Genomic DNA, 24,856 nt, shown 5'->3' on the forward strand with positions numbered 1-24,856 from the left:
TGTTTGTAAGGTCTTTGTTGGTTCCATTATTTGGTGACGGCTCTGGAGCTGGTCACCCACACCAGGGGCTCCGCTAGCGTCAGTGCTCTGGTGGCGTCCAAGCCTTCGATCTCAATACCGCCAGCGTCGGGCGCCATCTCAAGCACGGTGGCTTCAATCTCCGCGCGCAGGGACGCCACCGGTGCGGTGCGGCCCTTTTGAGTGTCCTCACTGATACGAATGCGCACGACGTTATCCTCAACCCCCATTAATTCTGCACGAACCCCTTTCACCCCCAGATGAGGGCGCAGGCGCTCCACTGCGTTGCGGGCTCGGGTTGCCAGGTCGTCGGGGTGCAGGTCATGCAGCAGCAACAATCCCCGGACCCGGGGGTTGGCGGTAAATCGGGGTACCAGCGTGTCGGCGGGTTGCAAGCCCGCTTCCCGCACAATCGCTAACATATCCGCCAGTCCCAAGTGGTGCAGGCGCAGAACCACTTGCACCAACTCACGGGTGGCGGATTTGGCAGCCGGATCCTGCAGGGTCTCGAGGTTGGACATAAGACCCTGCAGGCGAGCGACCTCAGCATCCAGCTCGCGCTGGCTTTGCTCGCTCATGGCTGCTTTCCTGGTTTGGGTGCGTCTGCGTCACCCTTGTCTGGCGTCTTTGTTGCCTGGTGTACGCCACCGTTACCGGGAGCGTGAATAACGTCGAGGGTCTTGCCATTCCCGAGGTACATATGCACCCCGCACGGCAGGCAAGGGTCAAAGCTGCGCACCGCCCGCATGATGTCGATGCCCTTGAAGTTGTCGGGGCCGTTCTCCTCGAATATGGGCGTGTTCTGCACAGCATCTTCGTAGGGTCCAGGGGTGCCATACACGTCACGCGGGCTGGCATTCCAGGGGGTGGGTGGGTACGGGTGATAGTTGGCGATCTTGCCATTGCGAATCACCAGGTGGTGCGACAATACCCCCCGGACGGCTTCGTGGAAGCCGCAGCCAATCGCTTCGTCGGGCACGGTAAACTCGGTCCAGGTCTTGGTGTTGCCGGCCTGCAGTTCACCCAGCGCTTTCTCTACGAAGTGCAGGGCACAGCATGCGGCGTATACCTGGAAGTAGGTTCGGGCCCGGTTGCGCTCAATGGCGTTGCTCCATTTTGGCACGTGCCATTCGAATTCGACCTCGGGTTTGAGTGCGGTTTCCGGCAGGTACATTTTGATGCTTTCGCCGGTCGCCTTGATGTAGCCGATGTCGACCAGCCCCGCCAGTGCCGTGGACCAAAGCCGGGCCAGCGCGCCGCCGCCGGTATCCAGGGCCAGATGATCGCCGCTGCGCTTATCCAGCCAACGCGGTGACATCACCCAGGAGTATTTGTCGTCGAAGTTGCGTTTCTGTGGCCGCGGCACTGTGGTTTGATTCCACGGATGGTTGATATCCACGTCGTTGCCCAGAGGATCTTTGTCCACCAGCTTGGCGCGTTTTTCCCAACTCTCGTAGAAGGAACTGCCCAGCAGGATGCGCATCTGCAGATTGATCTCCACCAGGTCAGTGGTGACCAGCTCGCCATCAACCACAACTCCGGGCGTGACAAACATGGCCCGACCCCAATCGGTCATGTGCTTGTACTGGTAGTTGCACCGGTCGGGGTCATTGAACGCACCCCAACAGCCCAGCAAAATGCGCCGACGGCCCACTTCCTCGTAGCCGGGCAGTGCTTCGTAAAAGAAATCGTAGATGTCGTCGTGCAAGGGCAGGCACCGTTTCATGAACTCGCAATACTTCATCAGTCGGGTCAGGTAGTCGGTGAACAGCTGCACCGTGGGCACTGTGCCGACGCCGCCAGGGTAAATGGTTGAGGGGTGCACGTGGCGGCCTTCCATCAGGCAGATCATCTCGCGGGTGTACCGGGATACCTCCAGGGTCTCCCGGTAAAAGTCGCCCTCAAAAGGGTTGAGCGCGGTCATGATGTCGGCAATGGTTCTGTAGCCGTGTATGTCGGCGTTGGGGGATCCCGTGCGCTGGGCCTGCTCCCAGACACCGGGGTTGGTCTCCTGAACCATCTTGGCGCAGAAGTCTACCATCAGTAGGTTGTCCTGGAAGATGTTGTGATCAAACATGTATTCGGCGGCTTCGCCCAGGTTGATGATCCATTCCGCGATCGGTGGAGGTTTTATGCCATAGGCCATGTTCTGGGCGTAAACCGAACACACACAGTGATTGTCACCGCAAATGCCGCAGATACGGCTGGTAATGAAATGAGCGTCCCGCGGGTCCTTGTTCTTCATGAACACCGAATAGCCACGGAAGATAGAAGAGGTGCTGTGACATTCGGCCACTTCCCGGTTATCGAAATCGATCTTGGTGTAGATCCCCAGGCTGCCGACGATCCGGGTGATAGGGTCCCAGTTCATGTCGATGAGGTTGCCGCGAGGTTTTTGGGCGGCGTCGCGGTTCTGCTCTCCGACATCGGGTGCTTCTGTGGTGTTGGCCATGACAAGGCTCCTTCCTGACAGGTCCGTTGCGTCCGGTGCCTAACGTCGTACTTCCGAGGGCGGATTGGTGGTTAACTCGGCCCGGTTGTGGCGCCAGCGGGGTTCTTTGTTAAGGGTGTCGTTGGTAAAGCCCCGCAACCACTTGATCAACTTGCCATATGGCTTGACCAGGTTTGACGACAACACCGCACCAGGAGGCTCGTCCATAAACGGCATGAATTTGTCGGGGAAACCCGGCATGGTACAGCCAATGCAGATGCCGCCGACGTTTGGGCAGCCGCCAAGACCGTCCATCCACCCACGTTTGGGTACGTTGCACTGAACCACCGGACCCCAGCACCCGAGTTTGACGATGCACTCGGGCCGGCCGTATTCGGTGGCGAAAAGGCCCTGCTCGTAATAACCCGCCCGGTCGCACCCCTCGTGCACGGTTTTACCGAACAGCCACGTCGGGCGCCCCGCCGCGTCGAGTGGAATCATGGGGGCAACACCCGCCAGCTGGCGTAGCAGGTAGAGCAAGGTTTCCATAAAATTGTCCGGCTGTACCGGGCAACCCGGCACATTCACGACGGGCAAGCCGGCTTTGGATTTCCAATGCCAGCCGAGGTAATCATTTACCCCCATGCAACCGGTAACATTGCCCTGCATCGCGTGGATGCCGCCATAGGTGGCACAGGTGCCGCAAGCCACAACAGCCAGCGCCTTGGGAGTTAGTCGGTCAAGCCATTGCGGGATGGTGATGGGCTCGCCGGTATCGGGATCATTGCCCATATACGCCCAATAGCCCTCGCCACTGAGGTGCTCATTGGGGATCGAGCCTTCCATCACCAACACAAAATCGATTTCACCGCGAGCGGCCTGATGCCAATACGCCATCAACTCGTCGCCGACCTCGTAGCACAGATCGGGGTTGTGCAGGTGAACCTTGGGCAAACCGGGAATCGCGCCCAGCACAACATCTTCAATGCTGGGTAGGGTGGCGGCGGTGATCGAAATCGAGTCGCCATCGCAACTCATGCCGTCGTTGATCCAGATGATGTGCACTTCTTTCAGGTCGGGTTTGCGTTGCGTCTTACGCCCATAGGGGACAGTGGTCGTTTCGTCCATGGCTTGCCTCCTCCGCGAATCCCTCGCATCGTTCCGTGTGACATAGCCGCAAAAACAACAGGGGTATGGGCGGATGACAGCTCGGTTGTCAGACCGCAAGTCACAGATGATGTTAGTGATAACCCAGCCGGGAGAACAAAAACAGGGGGAAGGCTACCTAGGTAATACTCCTAAAGGGTTGGGGTTGACCATAATAAACAGGGGATTAAGTGCTTTATTGACGCATGTCGGTCCGCATTCAGGGCGTGGGACTAAAGATGCAGTTCTCGGATACCGCACAGCATGGCCATGGTTAACAGTTCGGTCGCGGAATGGGCCTGCATCTTGTGCATGACGTGTTCCCGGTGGTGCTCCACAGTGCGCGGACTGATTTTGAGCTGGCGGGCAATGAGTTTGTTGGGGAGATCCGATACCACCAGGCGAAAGACCTGCTGCTCCCTCGGGGTGAGGTTGGTATAACGTTCCCTGACGACCGCCTGTTCACCCGCCAGCCGGCGATCGATGAGGTTTTTTTGCAGGGCCTGGGCGACGCAGTTCAGTAAGTCTTTTTCGCTGAATGGTTTGGTCAGGAAATCCATGGCGCCGCCTTTTAACGCAATCACCGCTGTGGTGGCATCGCCGTGGCCGGTAATAAAGATGATGGGCAAGTGGCAGTGTCGCTTGTCGAGCGCTTGCTGTAATTCCAGCCCGTTCATGTCCGGCATACGCAGGTCGGTCACGATGCAACCGGGCTGGTTCAGATCAATCTCATCGAGCAGGGCACGGGCACAAGTATATCCCCGGACCGTTAAGCCGGTCGAACGCAAAGTGCGCTCGATGGCCGCCAGGAATGGCAGGTCATCGTCGACCACGTGAATAACCTGTTCAGTCAGCATGGGGTTCACCGACCGATGTTGGCGGGGTTGGCAGCGTGAACTCGACGGTAGCGCCGTGCAACATTCCTTGGGTAGCCCATAATTTGCCGCCGTGTGCCTCGATGATCGATCGGCTGATCGACAACCCCAGGCCCATGCCATGATTTTTGGTGGTGTAAAACGGACTGAAAATCTGCTCAATATCGTGGGGGTGAATGCCCGGTCCCGTATCCGTCACACTGACCCATATCCGGTCCGGAGGCAGCCGTTTCACGGCAATGACAACCCGTTTATTGGTGCAAGTCCGCTCATTGAAAGCTTCGATGCTATTGTGCGCAAGGTTGACCAGCACCTGGCCGATTTGCACAGGGTCGGCACAGATCGGCGGCAAATCGGGATCGATATCGATCTCAAGTTCAATGTCGTTATCTTTGGCTTCGGCTTCGATCAGTACGGAAACATCCTTGATCAACCCCGAAAACTCGCAGGCGCTGCTTTGTTCGTCCTCGTCGCGCAAAAAACTCCGCAGGTGGCGAACGATATCGCTGGCAAAGGTCGCCGCGCTTTTAGCTTGCGACAGCACTTCCATGACCTCATCCGTGCGGTAAGGGTCTGTGCCCAGCAGGCGCAGAGCGGCGTCACAGTTGAGCACAACAGTACCCAACGGCTGGTTGAGTTCGTGGGCAAGGCTGGCGGCCAGTTCACCTGCGGTATTCAGGCGCGAAAGGTGGGCCAGTTGCGATTGCAGGCTGCGCAGTTTTCGTGCGGACGCCTGTTCACCGGAAATATCGACCATGATGGTACGAATGATTGTATTGGCGTTGGTCTGTCCCATTACAACCTGGCTTTGTAGCCACAGTGTCAGGAGACGCCCTTGTCGGTTCTTAATCCTTAGCGTCGCGCTGTGGCCGCCGGCGCTGCTGCCCAGTTGGCGAAGGTGCGCAATGAAGGGTTCCCGGTCGCTATTGACCAGCCACCTGGAGAATGGCTGGCCGACCAGCCAATTGGCCTGCCAGCCAAGAAGTGCCGCACCGACATGATTGATTTTTTCAATGCAGCCGACGCCGTCAAGCACCGCGTAACCGGTGGGTGCATGCTCAAACAGATCAACGTAATCGAGTGTCTTATCTGACGGTTTGCTGTCCATATCCTTTGGCCTAGACGAAAGGCGCCTGATCCATATGCGGCCGGTGTCGCAAACAATACTGCCGTGAGGTCACTCATCTGAGTTAAGCAGTGGAACGGTTGAATGACAATATGCCGAGTGTCCGGATTGGTTCCTTGCGTCACGGTTCCGAGATTGTCACAGATGGTCGCCGAAGGTGTGGAAAGTTTTATAGGATGAGGAGGCGGCCGAATCGGCACCGACCTGAAGATACCGGTCGCTGTCACGGCTTGAGAAATTTCTAAGGAGGGCATGGACGCATGGGTAAGTTCCTGCCAAGACGCTTTCTTGGTTTGCCCCTTCACCCGATGCTGGTGCATTTTCCTCTGGCGTTCTGGCTCAGCGTGCCGGTGTTTGATGCGCTGGCACTGAGTCTGTCGCTGTGGCCATGGTGGGGTCTGGCGTTAGGGGCGACAGCGGTGGGTGTGATCTTTGGTGCCTTTGCCCTGATTACGGGCCTGTTGGATTATATTGAGCTGTCAGAGACCGACAGCAACGACGTCAGGCTGGCCGCCCGGCACGGGGTGCGGACTTCTGTAGTCTGGACTGTCATGACGATGAAACTGATGGTCGCCGGTCTGACCGAAACCCAGCCGTTGCTGGTGGCCGGCAGTCTGGTGATCGATGTACTGGTCAGCGCCCTGTTACTGCAGGGCGCCTTTTTCGGCACGAAAATAACCTATGGCCATTACCGGGACAAACCCTGATCAGCCCGGGGCGCTGATTCCGGCGGATAGCATGCGTAATTATAACGGTTCAGTTTGGCACCCCGGGTTATAAACGACTACTCTCAAGGGGGACCAGCTCGTGCCCGACACCGAACAATGACAACAAAAACGATGAGGGAAATCATGTATAAGCATCCACTAATAAAGTCAGCCGTTGGACTCGCGACAGCCGTTGCACTCGGGTTTTCAGGGCTTGCTCAGGCCGAAGGCAATTATGTTATGGGCACCGCCACCACGGGTGGCACTTATTATCCGGTCGGTGTCGCATTGTCGACCCTGATCAAGGTTCGTCTCGAACCCACCAGCAGCATTTCCGTTTCGGCCATCAGCTCGGCGGGTTCCGGAGAGAACCTGAAACTGATGGATGAAGATCAGATTCAGTTCGGCATCCTGCAAGGGCTGTATGGCGCCTGGGCCTGGAAAGGCAGCGGTCCCGTACCCAAGGCGTATAAAAACCTGCGTTCCGTGACGATGCTGTGGCAAAACGTTGAGCACTTTGTGGTGCGCAGCTCGCTGGCTAAAACCGGCACCATGGAAGACATGACCAATTTATACGGCAAGAGCTTTTCCATTGGTGCCCGCAATTCCGGCACCGAGGGGTCGGGTCGCTTTATCCTGGGTCAGCTGGGTGTTGACCTGGAAAAAGTGGACATCGCATACCTGGGTTATGGCCCTAGCGCCGATTCTATGCAAAATGGCAACATCGATGGCATGAACATTCCCGCCGGTGTGCCGGCCTCGGCGGTTACCCGGGCATACGCGAATATGGGCAAGGACATCACCACGCTGGATGTGACGGAAGATCAACTGGCCAAGATCAACAGCGAATTTGAGCTTTGGACGCCGTACGATATTCCGGCCGACACCTACCCCAATCAGGCCAAGGACATCCATACGATTGCCCAGCCCAACATTCTGTCGGTTCGGGCCGATGTGCCGGAAGAGGATGTCTATCAAATTACCAAGACAATCTACGCCAATCTCCCGTTCTTGAACAATATCCACCCGGCCACCAAGGCAATGGCGTTGGAAAAGGCCATTGCTGGCCTACCGATGCCGTTGCATCCGGGCGCTGCGCGCTTTTACCGCGAACAAGGGTTGGACATTCCCGAGCGCCTAATCGCCAAGTAAGCCGAATAACAGGCTAAATGGCCGTTGGTATACGAACCGGGGTTGGCAGCCGCCAACCCCCCATTCTGTGTCATTCCTTTTGGTCTGGAGCGTGTCGTGAGTTCCACTGAAACTCAAACCAGCCGTCCCGATGCAAACGCGTCGCTGGACAAGGTCCGGGATGAAAGTTCGTCGGCGTCGCCGGAGCGCCTGGATCACCCGGTCCTGGGCCGCTGCATCTTCGCTTTGGCCATTGTGATTGCCGTCAGTCACCTATACTTCAACACCTTGTCGACGCTTTCGGAGCTTTGGACCTCGGCGCTACATTTCGGATTATTCGGATTACTCTGTGCCCTCACCATGCCTATGATCCGGACCCGCAGCGCCGGTGGCCGGCGACTGATCCTGGGCGTAGACCTGGTTTTGGGGCTGGCGGCGCTGGGTTGCGCGTTGTACCTCATTGGGTTTGAAAATGCGCTTTACGCCCGTGGCGTCAACTTTTCCACCGCCGACTGGGTGGTGTCGGTCACCGCCGTATGTCTGATACTGGAGTTTGCGCGCCGCACGACGGGGTGGTTCATCCCCGTGTTGTGCATAGTGGCGCTGACGTACGTCGCCTGGTGGGGCCAGTATGTGGAGGGCCTGTTCAACTTCCCGGGGCTGACCTGGGAGACGGTGTTGTTCCGATCTTACATCGGTGGGCAGGGCATGCTCGGCTCAATTGCTCGTATTTCCTGGACCTACGTGTTCATGTTCATTCTGTTCGGCGCGTTCCTGGTCAAATCCGGGGCCGGCGACTTCATTGTCGAACTGGCCCGATGTGCCGCCGGGCGTTTCGTTGGCGGGCCGGGGTTTGTGGCGGTGTTCGCCTCCGGATTGATGGGTTCGGTGTCCGGGTCCAGTGTGGCCAATACCGTGTCCACAGGCGTGATCACCATTCCGCTGATGCGGAAGGCCGGGTTTCCGGCCCGCTTTGCCGCCGGAGTCGAGGCTGCCGCCAGCACTGGTGGCCAGTTGATGCCGCCAGTGATGGGCGCGGGTGCGTTTATCATGGCGTCTTACACCCAGGTGTCCTACCTCACCATCATCGGTGTTGCCGCGCTGCCGGCGTTACTGTATTTCCTTTCGGTGGCCATGTTCGTGCGCATTGAGGCCAAACGCAGCCATGCGGTCAGGCTGGACGATGACAGCACGCCAACACTGAAAGACGTGCTCAAGGGCGGCTGGCATTACCTGCTTCCGCTGATTGTGCTGGTGGCAGCCCTGATTTACGGGTTTACACCCACCTATGCGGCCGGTATTGCCATAGTCTCGGTGATTGTGGCGTCCTGGCTGTCGAAGAAGCCGATGATGCCCAGGGACATTCTGGATGCCATGGTGCAGGGCACTCGCAACATCATGACCACCGCGATTCTGCTCATTACCGTCGGTTTGATCGTGAATGTGGTGTCCACCACCGGCATTGGCAATACCTTCTCCCTGATGATCACCGACTGGGCCGGTGGTAGTCTGCTGATCACCATCGTGCTGGTGGCGTTGGCCTCACTGATACTGGGGATGGGTTTACCGGTAACGGCGGCCTATATCGTGCTGGCGACGCTTTCCGCGCCGGCAATTTACAATTTGATTGCCCAGAGCCAGCTGCTGGAGCTGCTGACCACCGGCCAGTTGCCGGAACAGGCCAAGGCTATCTTCATGCTGGCTGCGCCGGACAAACTGGCGCTACTCAACAGTCCGATGGAGATGGCGACGGCACAGCAGTTGCTGGCTCTGGTGCCGGAGAGTTTCAGTAGCCAGTTGCTGGAACAGGCGTTAACGCCCCATGCAATTTCCATGGCACTGGTGTCCGCCCACATGATAATTTTCTGGCTGTCCCAGGACTCTAACGTTACGCCACCGGTATGCCTGACGGCATTCGCCGCTGCGGCGATCGCCGGGACGCCTCCGATGCGTACCGGGTTTACCGCCTGGAAAATCGCCAAGGGGCTCTATATCGTGCCATTGCTGTTCGCGTATTCGCCGCTGATCTCCGGGGATTTCTCCGAAATGCTTCGGGTGTTTGTGTTTGGCCTCTTCGGGGTCTACGCCATTATCGCCGGGCTGGAAGGGTTTCTGGAACACCGGCTGGCCTGGTGGCTGCGCTTGCTGATGTTCCCCGTCGGGGCTCTGATGCTGTGGCCACACGGCACCTTATGGCTGGATTTGGCCGGGCTGGCGATCTTTATCTTGCTACTGGCGTGGAGCAGTAAACAGGGCAGGGGCGTTCAGCCGATCACCGTATGAGCCCAACCGATATCATCGCTTTACTGGTGCTGGGTGGGCTCGCCGGCTTTATTAACGTACTGTCGGCCGGTGGCTCGATGCTGACGCTGCCATTGCTGATGTTTCTCGGCTTGCCACCGCAAGTCGCCAATGGCACCAACCGGGTGGCCATCACGTTGCAGAGCATTACCGCCGTTGGTGGTTTTTTCCGCGGTGGTCATGGCAATCTGGCTATCAGCCTGCGGCTGGCGGTGCCTGCAATTGTGGGCTCCATGGTCGGAGCCTGGATGGCGACCGGGGTCTCCGATGCGGTGTTTGAATGGGTACTGGTGGCAGCCATGGTCGGGGCCTCGCTGTTTATGGTGTTGCCACAGCCCAAACTCGATACCCGGCCATTAACACCCGAGCGCCTGGGGACTGCCATCTACACCGGCATGTTCCTGATCGGGCTCTATGGCGGCTTTATCCAGGTCGGCGTCGGGGCGTTATTTATTGTGGTGCTGTATCGGGTACTGAAGATCGACCTGCGGCAGGTCAACGTGCTCAAAGTGGCGATTGTGTTGCTGTATACCTTGCCGGCACTGCTGATATTCGCACTCAATGACCAGGTGCGCTGGATCATGGGACTGACCCTTGCCGCCGGTAACATTGCGGGTGCAATCGTAGCGGTAAGAGTCAATATGAGTGCTCGTGGAGCCCAGTGGGTGAAATGGCTGACATTGGTGATGGTGGCGGCGATTCTGATTCGGCTTATCGGGTACTGACCCCCACCAATCCGGAGCGGCGGGTAGGGAAACGAAAGGAGTTCATCGTGAAAGCAATGGTAATTGAAGCATTTGGTGGCCCCGAGGTCTTTGTCGAACGGGAAATAACGACCCCTGAGCCGGGCCCGGGTCAGGTTAGGATTCGTGTAATGGCCTCCAGTGTGAATCCGATCGAAACCAAGATTCGTTCTGGACTGGTGCGCTCGGGCCCCGACATGCCCGCGATTCTCAACGGCGATGTGGCGGGAGAGATCGATAAAGTCGGCCCCGGTGTCAGTCGGTTTGCGGAGGGCGACAAAGTCTTTGGCTGCGCCGGTGGAGTGAAAGGATGGCAGGGTGCACTGGCGGATTTTATGGTGGCCGACGAACGGGTGCTAGCCAAGTACAGTCGTGAGATTCAACTGCCGCTGGCCGAATGCGCCGCTCTGCCGCTGGTCTTCCTGACCAGTTGGGCTGCATTGGTGGACCGGGCCGACCTTCGGTCCGGTGAGCATGTGCTGATACATGGCGGTGCCGGGGGCGTCGGCCATGTTGCCATTCAGATCGCCAAGGCCCTCGGAGCGCGAGTGGCTACCACGGTCTCGTCGCCCGAAAAAGCACGGGTGGCCGAGGCGCTGGGGGCTGACGACATCATTTATTATCGCGACGAAGCAGTCGCCGGTTATGTTGAACGGGTGACCGGCGGTCAAGGGTTTAACCTGGTGTTCGACACCGTCGGTGGAGACAACCTCGACCGGTCCATTGAGGCCACGGCGATTTCTGGCCGGCTGTGCTCGATCAACACCCGTTCCACCCATGACCTGACCCAGTTACACGCCAAAAATCTCAGCCTCCACGTGATTTTCCGATCGGTGCCCCTGCTGTATGGCATTGGCATGGACGACCAGCCCCGGTTGCTGGAAGCGCTGCGAACAATGCTGTTAAAACACCAGGTGCGTCCGCTATTGGACGACCAGCGTTTTGACTTCAACGACGTCGGCGACGCCCATCGCCGCCTGGAAGCCGGTGAGGCCACAGGGAAGATTCTCTTGCTGCACGGTTAATCGATCGAACACGGCAAATTTTTAGGCGCCTTAGGGCGAGGAGCAAGACAAGGTTTTCAGTCCGATTTAGAACGATGGTGAAAGTAATTGTTCCCAGGGAAGTGGATTGAAGTGGATTAATGAAAAAAGATAAATCTGATCTGATTGTCCCAGATTATACCCGAGCCATTTTTCCAAAGGGGTGGGCTCATTTTCTAGGTGCAGTGATGTCGATGATGCCGGCGCTGGTGCTTGTGTTTATGTCTTTTTCGACGCTTTTTTTGGAGGGGCAGAACGTAAGCGTCAGGGCCGGTGTCATTCTTGGTGGCATCCTTTTACTGGCGGTAATGCTTTCTCACTCGACTTTTTTGCTGACCCGAGGGAAGCGGTGGGCGAGACCTTTTGTGAGGTGGTATCACAATGCCTGTATTTTATTACTGCTCTTGGGCTTAGTAATACAGTTTTTTCAAGGGAATCAATCGCAGCATTATCCGGGACTGGTTGGATTGACTTTTGCCCTGGTCAGTTTCGCACTTTACCGCTCCAATGGCTTTGCCTTGTTTTGCGATCACTATTGCGAGTTATGGGAAGACTATCGCCAAAGACAGAAATCTGTTTGATGATGAATCCTTTGGCACACCTCCTGTCTAAGCGAACCATCAGGAATTAAGGACCATTGTCTACTGCAACAAACGCTCTCCTGGTATTGTCAGTTGCCGGTTCCAGAATATTTGCGACAGTGGCAGATAGGATTTCTCTGCTAAGCATGTCTGCACTGATCCTGGTTTTACGCCGGTTGTAAGGATTGCGGGCTGAAACGCAATCCTTTTATGTGTAACGGCCTCATAGTCCGCATTGATTGGGGAAAAGTCATAGGTCGGCGGGCACAATTTTTCCTTGAGTACGTCGTCCAAACCGACTGAGGGCATTTTAGATCGGATACGAACGGTCAATATTCCATTCAGGACAAAAGCGCCCTGACATTGAGCGTATCCATTGTCCTGACAATTCCCAGCCCACAAAAACCAATCCACTGCGTGTTTTACCCATCGCTCATCGATCCATGTACTTCTTTGCTCAATGGCGCAAATCCAGATGCCATAATAACCGAATATGAACATCCCTTTTTACCAAGGCAGAGGGGCTACTTTTCGGGGCCAGTGCAAGATTCTCACAACACATTCGCGCCAAGTCAGACTCGCTGCTAGTCTTTCAAGGAGCGTGCGGGTAATCCAAAAAGCACGGGATATTATCGCGAGAGAATTCTGGCACACAGGGAGAGGGTCGTCGTTGCCCTGGAGAACCTATGGAGCAGAATGTCACTGAGGTAGTCGCGCAACATTGGGCTGTCGGGCTCTTTGTGTTGGCGGTTATTGCGTTATGCGTTTTCATGATCGCAGTGTCCAGTTTGCTCGGTGGCCGAAGCCAGGGCCGCAGTAAAACCCTTCCATTCGAGTCCGGTGTTGTTGGCACCGGGCACCCGCGCCAACGTTTTTCTGTGAAGTTCTATTTAGTCGCAATGCTGTTCGTGATCTTTGATATCGAAGCGGTTTTTCTGTTTGCCTGGGCGGTGTCCGTTCGCGACGTCGGTTGGGCGGGGTTCTGGGGCGCTGCGGTGTTTATCGTTATTCTATTGGCGGGGCTGCTTTACGACAGTCGTGTCGGGGCGTTGGAATGGGCGCCGAAACCGCGCACGAAGCCAAAGCCGTGATCGGTTCCAAAGGTCTCCGGGCCCTGGCGGAAGCCAGGGTGCGGATATCCGATGAGACTGGGGTTTGAATCTGATCGTCTGAGGGAGGTTTGGTATGTCGTATACCTTGACCAGGGCCGATGATGCGTCAGCGTCCGGCACCGACCGTTACCCACTGGGTGACCACCGCTCGGCTGATGATCCCGTCAAGCAGCAACTCGACCGAAACGTGTTCACCGGCAAGCTCGATCAGGTCCTCAACTCGGCCGTAAACTGGGGCCGCAAGAATTCCCTCTGGCCCTACAATTTCGGGTTGTCCTGCTGCTATGTGGAGATGACCACCGCGTTCACCTCGCCCCACGACATTGCCCGCTTTGGCTCCGAAGTCATTCGGGCCTCGCCCCGCCAAGCCGATTTCATGGTGATTGCGGGCACCTGCTTTATCAAGATGGCGCCGGTTATTCAGCAGTTGTACGACCAGATGCTGGAGCCAAAGTGGGTGATTTCCATGGGCTCCTGCGCCAACTCGGGTGGCATGTACGACATTTACTCCGTGGTTCAGGGGGTCGATAAGTTTCTGCCGGTTGACGTTTACATTCCCGGGTGTCCGCCCCGGCCGGAAGCGTTTTTACAGGGGCTGCAGCTGTTGCAGGAATCGATCCAGGCGGAGCGTCGCCCGTTGTCCTGGGTGGTGGGTGATCAGGGCGTTTATCGCGCCAAGATGCCCTCCCAGCGTGAGAAGCACCGCGCGAACCGGATTGCGGCCACCGAGTTGCGCAGCCCGGACAGTCTTTAAAACGGATGAGTGTTGTTGTCGACCTCTTCGCAAAGCCAGGCAATTCAGTGTCGACAGCAAGTGAAGTAAGCCATTAAGGCAAGACAGTGAGGCAAGTCCATGACTGTTGTTACCCCGCCGGGCGGGTTGTCGAACGAGGCCGCCAAGGCCACAGACCGATACCGTGAGCCAGTGCTGGAGGCACTGCGGGAGCGCTTTGACACACTGAATCTGGTCGAGCAATCAACCCTGACGGGCATGCCTATACTGTGGATACCCCGTGAATCCTTGACCGAGGTGTTGGTGTTCCTGCGGGAACTGCCGGACCCATTCTCCTTGTTGTACGACTTGTCCGCCGTCGATGAGCGCTTGCGCAGCCACCGCAATGGTCTGCCCGATGCCGACTTTACAGTGTTCTACCATCTGCTATCGGTGACCCGAAACCGGGATGTGATGCTCAAGGTGCCATTGACGGAGGCCGATCTGAAACTGCCCACCTGCATCGCCGTGTTTTCCAACGCCAACTGGTATGAGCGCGAAGTGTGGGACATGTTCGGCATTGAATTCTCCGGCCACCCACACCTGACCCGGTTGTTGATGCCACCCACCTGGACCGGCCACCCGCTGCGAAAGGATTATCCGGCCCGGGCGACCGAATTTGACCCCTACACCCTGACCGTAGCGGGCCAGGAGCATGAGCAGCAGGCACTGAAATTTGATCCCGAAGCCTGGGGTATGAAACGGGAGCGAAGCGGCAACGAGTTCATGTTCCTCAATCTGGGACCGAATCACCCCTCGGCCCACGGCGCATTCCGTCTGATTCTGCAACTGGATGGTGAGGAAATCGTCGATTGCGTACCTGACATTGGTTACCACCACCGGGGCGCGGAAAAAATGGCCGAGCGTCAGTCGTGGCACAGTTTTATTCCTTACACGGATCGTATCGATTACACCGGCGGCGTAATGAACAACCTGCCGTATGTACTGGCCGTGGAGAAGCTCGCCGGCATCCGGGTGCCGCCGCGGGTCGAGGTGATTCGGGTGATGATGGCCGAGATGTTTCGCATCACCAGCCACCTGCTGTTTCTGGGCACCTACCTGCAGGATCTCGGTGCCATGACGCCGGTGTTTTTCACCTTCAGTGACCGGCAGCGGGCCTACAAAGTGATTGAGGGCATTACTGGTTTTCGCATGCACCCGGCCTGGTATCGCATCGGCGGGGTGATGCAGGACTTACCCTCCGGCTGGCAGGGACTGGTTCAGGAATTCCTCGACTGGATGCCCAAACGGTTGCGGGAATACGAACGCGCGATGATGCACAACGCCATTGTGCGTGAACGCACCCGCCACATTGCCGCATTCAATACCCGAGAGGCGCTGGCCTGGGGCGTGACCGGGCCCAACCTCCGGGCAACTGGGTGTGATTTCGATTTGCGTAAGAAACGCCCCTATTCCGGCTATGACCAGTTCGATTTTGAGGTGCCTCTGGCGGCCAACGGCGACGTATTTGACCGCGGTCAAATCCGTATTGAAGAGATGCGCCAGAGCCTGAGGATCATCCAGCAATGCGTGAACACTATGCCGACTGGGGATTACAAGGCGGACCACCCGCTGACTACGCCGCCGCCCCGGGAACGTATGCTGCAGCACATCGAAACGCTGATTACTCATTTTCTCCAGGTGTCCTGGGGGCCGGTGCTCAAACCCAATGAATCGGTACAAATGATTGAGGCCACTAAGGGCATCAACAGCTATTACCTGACCAGTGACGGTAACACCATGAGTTATCGCACACGAATTCGTACCCCCAGCTTTCCTCATCTGCAACAGATACCATCGTTGATGCGGGGCGGGTTTGTGCCGGACCTGATTGCGCACCTGGGCAGCATTGATTTCGTAATGGCGGATGTGGATCGCTGATGATGGCCAAGACAACCAGACGCAACGAGGCAAACGTGATCACCCGGGAGGGCGATGGCTTTCACCTGCACGGTGACGACCGCGAGGCGATCCTGCAGATTGTGGCGCATTACGAGCAGCCCCAGGCCGCCTGCATCGATGCCCTGAAAATCGTGCAGCGTCGCCATGGCTGGGTGCCGGACGGAGCCATTCCTGCCATTGCGGAGGTGCTCGGCGTGGGTGCCGCCAGTGTCGAAGGTGTGGCCACTTTCTACAGCCTGATTTTTCGCCAGCCGGTGGGCCGCCACGTGATCCTTGTGTGCGATAGCAGCTCGTGTTTCCTCACCGGCTACGACGCCCTGCGGGATGCGCTCTCCATTCATTTAGGTATTGGCTTCGGTGAGACCACCCCTGATAACCGCTTTACGCTGCTGCCGGTGTGCTGCCTGGGTGCGTGCGACAGCGGGCCGGCGTTGATGATCGGTGAGGATACCTATGCCCCGGTGACCCCCGACGACATCTCTGCACTGTTGGAGGCTTACCCATGATGCCTAAACTCGACCAGCTCCGCTATCGGTGTCAGCTCCATCAAAGTGCCACTGAGCGGCGAGAGGAAACCCACCCGCTCACCTGGCGGTTAAGAGACGACGGTATCTGGATTGATCTGGACGATTACCGGGCGATGGATGGCTACACCGCGGTCACCAAGGTCCTGGCGAATAGCAGCCCGGACGACGTAATCGAAGTGATGAAAGACGCCAATGTACGCGGCCGTGGCGGCGGTGGTTTTTCCGCCGGGGTCAAGTGGGGGCTGACCCTGAAAGGGCAGGGCCAGCCCCGGGGCTATCTGGTGTGCAACGCCGATGAAATGGAGCCTGGCACGTTCAAGGATCGTCTGCTGCTGGAACAGCAACCGCATTTGCTGATCGAGGGCATGATCCTGGCGGCCTATGCCAACCATTCCCGGTTTGGCTACGTGTTCCTGCGGGGGGAGTACGTGGCAGCGGCAAAGGCGGTCACCGCTGCACTGGGGGAGGCCCGGCACGCCGGGTGGCTGGGCGACAACATTGCCGGCTCGGGCTTCGATTTCGACATTGCCCTGCACACCGGCGCCGGCCGCTACATCTGTGGCGAAGAAACCGCCCTGATCAATTCGCTGGAAGGCTATCGTGCCAATCCCCGCGCCAAACCGCCGTTTCCCGGCCAGTCCGGGGCCTGGGGCAAACCCACCGTGGTCAACAATGTTGAGACCCTGTGCAACGTGCCTGCGGTTATGCGCCATGGCGCGTCGTGGTATCAGGGTTTGTCCGGCCAGCTCAGCGACGACGGCGGCACCAAATTGTATGGCGTCTCCGGGCTGGTCAATCGGCCGGGCCTGTGGGAGATGCCCATCGGCACCTCGGGTGAGGAACTGATGGACCGGGCCGGTGGGGTGCAGTCGGGCCATGCCCTCAAAGCCTGGTTGCCCGGCGGGGGCAGTACCGGTTTCCTGTTGCCCGAGCATCTGGCGTGTGCACTGGATTTTGACACCATCGGCAAGCAGGGCAGCCGGTTGGGCACCGGGCTGATCGCTGTGGTCACGGACCAGCAGAGTATGGTGGCGCTGGTGCGAAATCTGGAGGCTTTCTTTGCCCGCGAGTCCTGTGGCTGGTGTACGCCCTGCCGGGACGGGTTGCCTTGGACCGTCAAGTTGCTTCAGGCATTGGAGCGGGGTGAGGGCGAGCCGGAGGACATCGAACTGTTGGACAAGCTGGCGGACGACCTGGGGCCCGGCAAGACTTTTTGTGCCCACGCCCCTGGGGCCTCGATGCCACTGGCCAGCGCGATCCGGTATTTCCGGGCTGAATTTGATCAGGGTGTGCGACGCTCGCGCACGCCATCCGATGTTGATTCCGTCGGGGCGGGGGGGTAGCGGCATGACAACGATTCATGTGGACGGCCAGTCGTACCAGGTCGTTGGTGCCGACAATCTGTTGCACGCCTGCCTGTCGCTGGGATTGGATGTGCCTTACTTCTGTTGGCACCCGGCCATGGGCAGCGTTGGCGCGTGTCGCCAGTGTGCGGTTAAGCAGTACCGTGATGCAGACGACACCCAAGGCACGTTGGTGATGTCGTGCATGGCACCGGTCACCGACAATGCCCGCATCGCCATCAGCGACGAAGAGGCGGTTACCTTCCGCCAGAGCGTCATTGAATGGTTGATGATCAACCATCCCCACGACTGTCCGGTTTGTGAGGAGGGCGGCCACTGCCACCTGCAGGACATGACCGTAATGACTGGTCATGACCGGCGACGCTACCGCTTCCACAAACGCACTCACCGCAACCAGGACCTGGGCCCGTTCGTGGCCCATGAGATGAACCGCTGCATCACCTGCTACCGCTGCGTGCGGTTTTATAACGACTACGCCGGTGGGCAGGATCTGGGTGCGTTTGGCGCCAATGACAACGTCTATTTTGGCCGCTACAAAGACGGCACTCTGGAGAGTGAGTTTGCCGGTAACCTGACTGAGGTATGCCCCACCGGGGTCTTTACCGACCAGACCCACAGCGAACGCTACACCCGCAAATGGGACCTGCAATTCGCCCCCAGTATCTGCCACCAGTGCGCGGTTGGCTGCAACATCAGCCCGGGCGAACGCTACGGTGACATCCGCCGTATCGAGAACCGGTACCACGGTGAAGTGAACCGTTACTTCCTCTGTGATCGGGGCCGTTTCGGTTACGGCTACGTCAATCGAGAGGACCGGCCCCGGCAACCGGAATGGCATGGCCACAGTGGCGATGAACGGTTGACACTGGAAGTGGACGCCGCGCTCGACCGGGGCAGTGACGCCCTGCGGGATGCCTACCGGATAATTGGCATCGGTTCACCCCGCGCCAGCCTGGAAAGCAATCACGCCCTCAAGTTATTGGTGGGCGCGAACAACTTTGCCACTGGTATGACGGCGGCCGAGCAGGCCTGCGTCAGCTACATGGTCACGCTCAACCGAACCTGCGGGTTGCCCACCCCGACTCTGCGTGAGGTTGAGAGCCATGATGCCGTGTTGGTGCTGGGTGAGGACCTGATCCAGAGTGCGGCCCGGCTCGGGTTGGCGGTGCGTCAGGCGGCTCTGGGCAAGCGCGAGGAATTAGCCGTCGAGCGGGGCATCCCGGTCTGGAACGCCGAAGCGGTGAAGACCCTGGGGCAGGATCACTACCATCCCCTGTACACCGCATACCCCATCGCCACCGGGCTGGACGCAGTGGCAACCGGGCATTGGTCGCTGGCGCCCAGTGACATTGCCCGGCTGGGCTTTGCCATTGCCCACGCCATTGATCCATCAGCGCCGGCGGTCACCGATCTGGATGCCACCATGCAAGCCGACGCCACCCGCATTGCCGTCTCGCTCATGCAGGCCCGCCGGCCATTGGTGGTCAGCGGAGGGTCCCTCGGTTCGATGGCGATTCTCGAAGCCGCTGGCAATGTCGCGCGGGCGTTGGCCCGGCGCGCCCACGCCGGCGGTCTGGTGCTGGTCCGGCGGGAGGTCAACAGCACCGGCGTGGACCTGCTCGGGGGCGAGACGCTTGAGTGGGCGCTGGCGGAAGTGCGCGAGCACCGGGCCGATGCGGTGGTGGTTCTGGAGAACGATCTTTACCAACGGTTGCCGCCGGAGCTGGTCGATACCGCACTGCACCATGCCCGGACCCTGGTGGTGCTGGACCATCAGCGAACACCAACGCTGGCCCGCGCCCACCTGTCGTTGCCGGCGGCCAGCTTCGCCGAAGGCGATGGCACGCTGGTCAGCCTGGAAGGCCGGGCGCAGCGGTTTTTCCAGGTGTTTGATCCGCGTTACATTCGCCCGGAAACCCGCATCCATGAAAGTTGGCGCTGGCTCCACGCCTTGCGGGCCGGCCTGCGGCGCGAATCGGGTTCGGAAATCACATTGGACGCCATCACCTTGTCATGCGCACAACACAACCCGGCACTGGCAAAGATTGTTGATGTCGCCGAGCCGGCGGATTTTCGCGTCAGTGGGGTAAAGCTGGCTCGGGAGCCCCACCGCTACAGTGGCCGTACCTCAATGCGGGCCAATCTGAACGTCAGTGAACCGCGGACACCGCAGGATGTGGATACCGCTTTTGCGTTTTCCATGGAAGGCTACAACGGCTTTGAGCGGCCCCGTCGGGATGTCGCTTTTGCCTGGGCTCCCGGTTGGAATTCACCCCAGGCCTGGAATAAATTCACCGATGAGGTCGGTGGTCACCTGCGAGCCGGGGATCCGGGCGTGCGGTTGCTATCGCCACAGCCCGGGGCGTATCGGTATGGCAACGCGGTGCCGTCGGTGTATACGGCGAAGGATAATCACTGGCAACTGGTGGTTTTGCCACGGCTGTTTGGGGGAGAGGAAACCTCTGCCCGGGCGGCGCCCATTATTGAGCGGTCCGCCCCGGTGGTGATCAGCGTGCCCGCCAGTGATGCCGATCGCTTTGGGTTTCGTGACGGCGAACCGGTCACCCTGGTGACGGATGTCGGCGACTGGGTCTTGCCGGTCCAGGTCTCGCCGACGTTGGCCTCAGGATTGGTGGCGGTGGCCATGGGGGTCGCGCCGGCCTTGACATCGGGCCAGTGGGTTCGTCTGCGCCGGAGCGACAGCCCCGGAACTGCGTCGGATGCTGCCGGACAACCGTCGGGCGGGGCGTCATCATGAGCTGGCTGAGCCCACAGGTCATGGCCATCGTGATCGCAGTGGCCCAGGCCGTGATCATACTGCTGGCGGCCGTATTGCTGGGCGCCATTATGACGGTGGTCGAGCGCCGCCTGCTGGGCTTGTGGCAGGATCGCTACGGGCCGAACCGGGTGGGGCCGTTCGGGTCGTTGCAGGTGGTGGCGGACATGATCAAGATCTTTTTCAAGGAGGACTGGATTCCACCCTTCGCCGATCGCACATTGTTCGTGCTGGCCCCCGCCATTGCCATGGCCTCGTTACTGCTGTCGTTCATGATCATCCCGATTACGCCCGGCTGGGGCATTGCCGACCTTCACATCGGCTTGCTGTTTTTCTTCGCAATGGCGGGCATCAACGTCTATGCCGTGTTGTTCGGTGGCTGGGCCAGCGGCAACAAGTACGCCCTGATTGGCGCCATGCGGGCGTCGGCGCAAACCCTGTCGTACGAAGTGTTTATGGGGCTGGCACTGATGGGCGTGGTGGCCATTGCCGGGTCGTTCAATATGCGCGACATCGTGGCGGCGCAAGAGGGCCTGTGGTTCATCGTGCCGCAGTTTTTCGGATTCTGTACCTTCCTGATCGCTGGTATTGCGGTCACCCACCGTCACCCGTTTGATCAGCCGGAGGCTGAGCAGGAACTGGCCGACGGTTACCACATTGAATATTCCAGCATGAAGTTCGGCATGTTTTTTATCGGCGAGTACGTTGGCATGGTGTTGGTGTCGGCGCTGATCGTGACGCTGTTTTTTGGCGGCTGGCAGGGTCCCTGGCTGCCGCCGATTCTCTGGTTTTCGCTCAAGACCGGCGCGTTTCTGGTGTTTTTTGTGCTGCTTCGGGCTTCGCTACCGAGGCCCCGCTATGACCGGGTCATGAGTTTCGGCTGGCGCGTCTGCCTGCCATTGACGTTAATCAATCTGCTGGTGACCGGGGGCGTGATTCTGCTCTCGTCACCTCAGTAGAAGGAGGCCCTGCATGCTGAAGTGGCTGTTTGTCGGCACCTGGTCCCAGTTGCGCACGCTGGGCCTAGTGTTCATGCACACCTTTCACAAGCGCGAAACGCTCAATTACCCGGAGCAGGCGGTCGAGCTGCCGCCCCGGTATCGGGGCCGCATTGTGCTGACCCGGGACCCGGACGGGGAGGAGCGTTGCGTGGCGTGCAACCTGTGTGCGGTTGCGTGTCCGGTGGACTGTATTTCATTGCAGAAAGGTGAGCAGGATGACGGGCGCTGGTATCCGGAGTTCTTCCGGATCAACTTTTCACGCTGCATTTTCTGCGGCATGTGTGAAGAGGCGTGTCCGACCTCTGCGATTCAGTTGACACCGGATTTTGAGTTGGGAGAGTTCGACCGGCAGGAACTGGTGTATGAGAAAGAAGACCTGCTGATTAACGGGCCGGGCAAGGACCATGAGTACCATTTTTACCGGGTCGCCGGGCTATCAATCGCGGGCAAGGGCAAGGGGCAGGCCCAGAATGAAGCGCCACCCATCGACGTCAAAACGTTGTTGCCATAAGCCATACCACCTCGCAGAGCGGCACAAGGAGCATTGCATGACGTTGGCATTCTATCTCAGTGGTTTGGTCGCGGTGTTGGCCACCCTCGGTGTTATTGCGGGCACCAACGCCGTGCACGCGTTGCTGAACCTGATCGTCTCGCTGATTGCCGTCGCCATGGTGTTTTTTGCCTTGGGGGCCCCCTTTGCCGGGGCGCTGGAGATCATCGTGTACGCCGGCGCCATCATGGTGCTGTTTGTCTTCGTGGTGATGATTCTCAACTTGGGCGAGGGCGCGGCCGAGCAGGAACGGTTGTGGCTCCAGGCCCGCACCTGGGTGGCGCCGTCGCTGCTGTCGGCGGTGTTGCTGGTGACGATGGTGATGATGTTGTGGGGGCAGGACGGCGGTCGCCACATTACCGGCGACCTGCTGACTGCCAAAGCCGTTGGCATCACCTTGTTCGGGCCCTGGCTATTGGTGGTTGAACTGGCGGCCATGCTGCTGTTGGCGGCGCTGGTGACCGCATCCCACGTTGGCCGGATGGCGGAGGCCGGGACGACCAAAAGCGTGGGGAGCAAACCATGAGTGCCATGGCGGCGCAGGGTATCCCGATGGAGCACGGCCTCATTCTGGCGGCAATTCTGTTTGTCCTGGGCCTGACCGGATTGATGTTCCGGCGCAATATGGTGTTTGTGCTGATGAGCCTGGAGGTCATGCTCAACGCCGCTGGCCTGGCCTTTATTGTGGCCGGCACCGCCTGGGGCCAACCGGAGGGGCAAGCGATGTTCCTGCTGGTGATTACGCTGGCGGCCGCCGAGGCCAGTGTCGGGCTGGCGCTGCTGATCCAGCTGTATCAGCGCTTCCGCACGCTGGATACCGACGCAGTTAGCAGGATGCGAGGATAATGGACCATTCGCTGTCTGTGCCATGGGCGATGCTGCTGTTGCCGCTAACCTTTCTGCTGCCTCTGGCGGGCACCCTGGTCCTGGCGTTGTCGCGGGGGCGGCTGGGCCCCGGGGTCAGTGTTTGGATCGGCACCGCCAGTGTCGGGTTGGCGGCGGTGGTGACGGCACTGCTGGCGGCAGAGTACGCCGCCAGCGATGGCACTGCGATCAATCTCACGTGGTGGCGCTGGATTTCAGTCGGGGCGTTCGCGCCCACAATCGGGTTGAGGCTGGACGGCCTGGCGCTGACCATGCTGGGTGTCATTACCGGTGTTGGCTTTCTGATCCATCTGTTTGCCGGTTGGTACATGCGCGGAGAATTGGGTATTACCCGTTTTTACGCGTACATGAACCTGTTTGTCTTCAGCATGGTGTTGCTGGTGTTGGGGGACAACCTGTTACTGCTGTTCCTGGGTTGGGAGGGCGTGGGATTGTGCTCTTATCTGCTCATCGGCTACTACTACGAGCACTCCGCCAACGGCGCCGCAGCCTTCAAGGCATTCATTGTCACCCGCATTGGCGATGTGTTTCTGGCGATCGGGTTGTTCCTGCTGTTCAGTGAACTCGGCACCCTCAATATTGCCGTGATTCTGGAGCGTATCCCGCAGCTATGGGCTCAGGGCGATGCAACCGCAGAGCTGGCTGCGTTGCTGATTCTAGGCGGTGCGCTGGGCAAATCCGCCCAAGTGCCGCTGCACACCTGGCTTGCCGATGCGATGGCCGGCCCGACCCCGGTGTCAGCGTTGATCCACGCCGCCACCATGGTGACCGCCGGCGTGTACCTGATTGCCCGTCTGCACGGAGTGTTTGACCTGGCCCCCCATGCGCAGTACCTGGTGGGTGTAATTGGCGCCCTGACTCTGCTGTTGGCCGGTTTCGCCGCCTTGGCCCAGACCGACATTAAACGGGTACTGGCGTACTCCACCATGAGCCAGATCGGTTATATGTTCCTGGCGCTGGGGGTGGGGGCGTACGACGCTGCGATTTTCCATCTGATGACCCACGCGTTCTTCAAGGCTTTGCTGTTCCTATCAGCCGGTGCGGTGATCATCAGTTGTCACCATGAGCAGGACATGCGTCAGCTCGGCGGGCTGTGGCGCCGATTACCGCTGGCGTACGGCGGGTTCGTGGTGGGCGGTGCGGCGTTGGCGGCATTGCCGCTAGTGACGGCCGGTTTCTACAGCAAGGATGAAATTCTGTGGCAAGCCTTCGCGGCCGACCAGACCGGGCTGCTGGCCGCCGGCCTGATGGGGGCGGTACTGACGTCCATTTACACCCTGCGCCTGATCATCGGTACTTTTCACGGTGCCATGCGCAGTGACCACGCCCGCAAAGCCGAACCTGGTCGGGGACTGCAACATGGCCTGCCGCTGGTGGTGTTGGCGATACTCTCGACCTTGCTCGGCGGCTTGATCGTGCCCCCGCTGGCTAGCGTGCTGCCTGCTGGACCGGGTGAGGGCGTGACTGCCGGGCACACCGCCGTGGAGTTGCTGGCAACCGCCGCCGCGATGGCCGGTGTGGCCGCCGGGGTGTGGCTGTTTGTATTTCGCCGTCTCTGGTTAACGCAACAGGTCGCCCGGGGTTGGGCCTCCAAACTCTGGTGGTTGTGGCACGACGCCTGGGGCTTTGACCATGTGTTCGATCGCACCCTGGTGCAACCTTACCGCGCATTGGTGAACTGGCTGCGCAACGACCCGGTCGATGGCATCTTTAACGCCGTGGCCCGGACTGCGAAGCTGTTGAATACAGGCCTGACCCGCACCCAGACCGGCCGGGTAAGAACCTACGCCACCGGCATGGTGCTTGGTGCCACCGTGATATTGCTGACCTTGTCCTGGGGAGCCTGACAACGATGAGTGCACGTC

The 24,856-nt window shown here is 59.1% G+C and carries 22 protein-coding genes; 17 read left to right on the top strand and 5 right to left on the bottom strand.

Annotation, left to right across the window (positions count from 1 at the left end; translation table 11 throughout):
* Nucleotides 1–26: 26 nt before the first annotated feature.
* The 5 genes from GRX64_RS07605 to GRX64_RS07625 all read right to left on the bottom strand — a co-directional run bounded on the left by GRX64_RS07605 (nt 27) and on the right by GRX64_RS07625 (nt 5,578).
* Nucleotides 27–596: a hypothetical protein gene (locus tag GRX64_RS07605; RefSeq protein ID WP_166265512.1), complete on the bottom strand. Its 570-nt coding sequence runs from the start codon at nt 594–596 to the stop codon at nt 27–29.
* The gene (locus GRX64_RS07610; protein ID WP_166265515.1) at nt 593–2,470 is read right to left on the bottom strand and encodes a nickel-dependent hydrogenase large subunit; all 1,878 of its coding nucleotides are present in this window, start codon (nt 2,468–2,470) and stop codon (nt 593–595) included. Before GRX64_RS07610 ends, GRX64_RS07605 begins: the two co-directional genes overlap by 4 nt.
* Before the next feature lie 39 nt (nt 2,471–2,509).
* Nucleotides 2,510–3,577, bottom strand: a complete 1,068-nt coding sequence (locus tag GRX64_RS07615) for an NADH-quinone oxidoreductase subunit B family protein (RefSeq protein WP_166265518.1) — start codon at nt 3,575–3,577, stop codon at nt 2,510–2,512.
* Between the two features lie 251 nt (nt 3,578–3,828).
* On the bottom strand, nt 3,829–4,452 hold the full coding sequence (locus GRX64_RS07620) for a response regulator transcription factor (RefSeq protein WP_166265521.1): 624 nt from the start codon (nt 4,450–4,452) through the stop codon (nt 3,829–3,831).
* Nucleotides 4,442–5,578: a sensor histidine kinase gene (locus GRX64_RS07625; RefSeq protein ID WP_166265524.1), complete on the bottom strand. Its 1,137-nt coding sequence runs from the start codon at nt 5,576–5,578 to the stop codon at nt 4,442–4,444. Before GRX64_RS07625 ends, GRX64_RS07620 begins: the two co-directional genes overlap by 11 nt.
* 278 nt (nt 5,579–5,856) lie before the next feature.
* Between GRX64_RS07625 and GRX64_RS07630 the strand changes: the two genes are divergently transcribed.
* From GRX64_RS07630 to nuoL, 17 genes are all read left to right on the top strand, one after another.
* A complete protein-coding gene (locus tag GRX64_RS07630; RefSeq protein ID WP_166265527.1) occupies nt 5,857–6,303 on the top strand; it encodes a DUF2231 domain-containing protein in 447 nt (148 codons plus the stop codon).
* Nucleotides 6,304–6,447: 144 nt separating this feature from the next.
* A complete protein-coding gene (locus GRX64_RS07635) occupies nt 6,448–7,455 on the top strand; it encodes a TAXI family TRAP transporter solute-binding subunit (RefSeq protein WP_166265530.1) in 1,008 nt (335 codons plus the stop codon).
* 96 nt (nt 7,456–7,551) lie between these two features.
* A complete protein-coding gene (locus GRX64_RS07640; protein WP_235937562.1) occupies nt 7,552–9,717 on the top strand; it encodes a TRAP transporter permease in 2,166 nt (721 codons plus the stop codon).
* Nucleotides 9,714–10,460, top strand: coding sequence for a sulfite exporter TauE/SafE family protein (locus GRX64_RS07645; RefSeq protein ID WP_166265533.1), 747 nt, complete (start codon nt 9,714–9,716; stop codon nt 10,458–10,460). Before GRX64_RS07640 ends, GRX64_RS07645 begins: the two co-directional genes overlap by 4 nt.
* Entirely contained in the window at nt 10,406–11,503 is a 1,098-nt protein-coding gene (locus GRX64_RS07650; RefSeq protein ID WP_207308753.1) for a zinc-dependent alcohol dehydrogenase family protein, read from the top strand. Before GRX64_RS07645 ends, GRX64_RS07650 begins: the two co-directional genes overlap by 55 nt.
* Before the next feature lie 119 nt (nt 11,504–11,622).
* Nucleotides 11,623–12,102 (top strand): hypothetical protein, encoded by a 480-nt coding sequence (locus GRX64_RS07655; protein ID WP_166265536.1) that lies wholly within the window; start codon nt 11,623–11,625, stop codon nt 12,100–12,102.
* Between the two features lie 686 nt (nt 12,103–12,788).
* Nucleotides 12,789–13,193 (top strand): NADH-quinone oxidoreductase subunit A, encoded by a 405-nt coding sequence (gene ndhC, locus GRX64_RS07660; protein WP_166265539.1) that lies wholly within the window; start codon nt 12,789–12,791, stop codon nt 13,191–13,193.
* A 94-nt stretch (nt 13,194–13,287) separates the two neighbouring features.
* Nucleotides 13,288–13,968, top strand: a complete 681-nt coding sequence (locus GRX64_RS07665; protein ID WP_166265542.1) for a NuoB/complex I 20 kDa subunit family protein — start codon at nt 13,288–13,290, stop codon at nt 13,966–13,968.
* 99 nt (nt 13,969–14,067) lie between these two features.
* Nucleotides 14,068–15,867 carry an NADH-quinone oxidoreductase subunit C/D gene (gene nuoC / locus GRX64_RS07670; RefSeq protein WP_166265545.1) on the top strand — a complete coding sequence of 600 codons (1,800 nt, stop codon included), beginning with the start codon at nt 14,068–14,070 and terminating at the stop codon, nt 15,865–15,867.
* A gap of 2 nt (nt 15,868–15,869) precedes the next feature.
* Nucleotides 15,870–16,394, top strand: coding sequence for an NADH-quinone oxidoreductase subunit NuoE (nuoE, locus tag GRX64_RS07675; protein WP_235937578.1), 525 nt, complete (start codon nt 15,870–15,872; stop codon nt 16,392–16,394).
* Complete coding sequence (gene nuoF / locus GRX64_RS07680; protein ID WP_166265551.1) at nt 16,391–17,758, top strand: NADH-quinone oxidoreductase subunit NuoF; 1,368 nt, start codon at nt 16,391–16,393, stop codon at nt 17,756–17,758. The genes nuoE and nuoF overlap by 4 nt, the downstream gene beginning before the upstream one ends.
* 4 nt (nt 17,759–17,762) lie before the next feature.
* Nucleotides 17,763–20,537 carry an NADH-quinone oxidoreductase subunit NuoG gene (gene nuoG, locus GRX64_RS07685; RefSeq protein ID WP_166265554.1) on the top strand — a complete coding sequence of 925 codons (2,775 nt, stop codon included), beginning with the start codon at nt 17,763–17,765 and terminating at the stop codon, nt 20,535–20,537.
* The gene (gene nuoH / locus GRX64_RS07690) at nt 20,534–21,514 is read left to right on the top strand and encodes an NADH-quinone oxidoreductase subunit NuoH (RefSeq protein WP_166265557.1); all 981 of its coding nucleotides are present in this window, start codon (nt 20,534–20,536) and stop codon (nt 21,512–21,514) included. The genes nuoG and nuoH overlap by 4 nt, the downstream gene beginning before the upstream one ends.
* A gap of 13 nt (nt 21,515–21,527) precedes the next feature.
* Nucleotides 21,528–22,067, top strand: coding sequence for an NADH-quinone oxidoreductase subunit NuoI (nuoI, locus tag GRX64_RS07695; protein ID WP_166265560.1), 540 nt, complete (start codon nt 21,528–21,530; stop codon nt 22,065–22,067).
* Nucleotides 22,068–22,104: 37 nt separating this feature from the next.
* Nucleotides 22,105–22,632: an NADH-quinone oxidoreductase subunit J gene (nuoJ, locus tag GRX64_RS07700; RefSeq protein ID WP_166265563.1), complete on the top strand. Its 528-nt coding sequence runs from the start codon at nt 22,105–22,107 to the stop codon at nt 22,630–22,632.
* Nucleotides 22,633–22,637: 5 nt separating this feature from the next.
* Entirely contained in the window at nt 22,638–22,952 is a 315-nt protein-coding gene (nuoK, locus tag GRX64_RS07705) for an NADH-quinone oxidoreductase subunit NuoK (protein ID WP_166266040.1), read from the top strand.
* A gap of 29 nt (nt 22,953–22,981) precedes the next feature.
* Nucleotides 22,982–24,838: an NADH-quinone oxidoreductase subunit L gene (gene nuoL, locus GRX64_RS07710; protein ID WP_166266043.1), complete on the top strand. Its 1,857-nt coding sequence runs from the start codon at nt 22,982–22,984 to the stop codon at nt 24,836–24,838.
* Nucleotides 24,839–24,856 lie beyond the last annotated feature (18 nt).

It is taken from the genome of Marinobacter caseinilyticus, from assembly GCF_011074955.1.
Classification (GTDB): Bacteria; Pseudomonadota; Gammaproteobacteria; order Pseudomonadales; family Oleiphilaceae; genus Marinobacter; species Marinobacter caseinilyticus.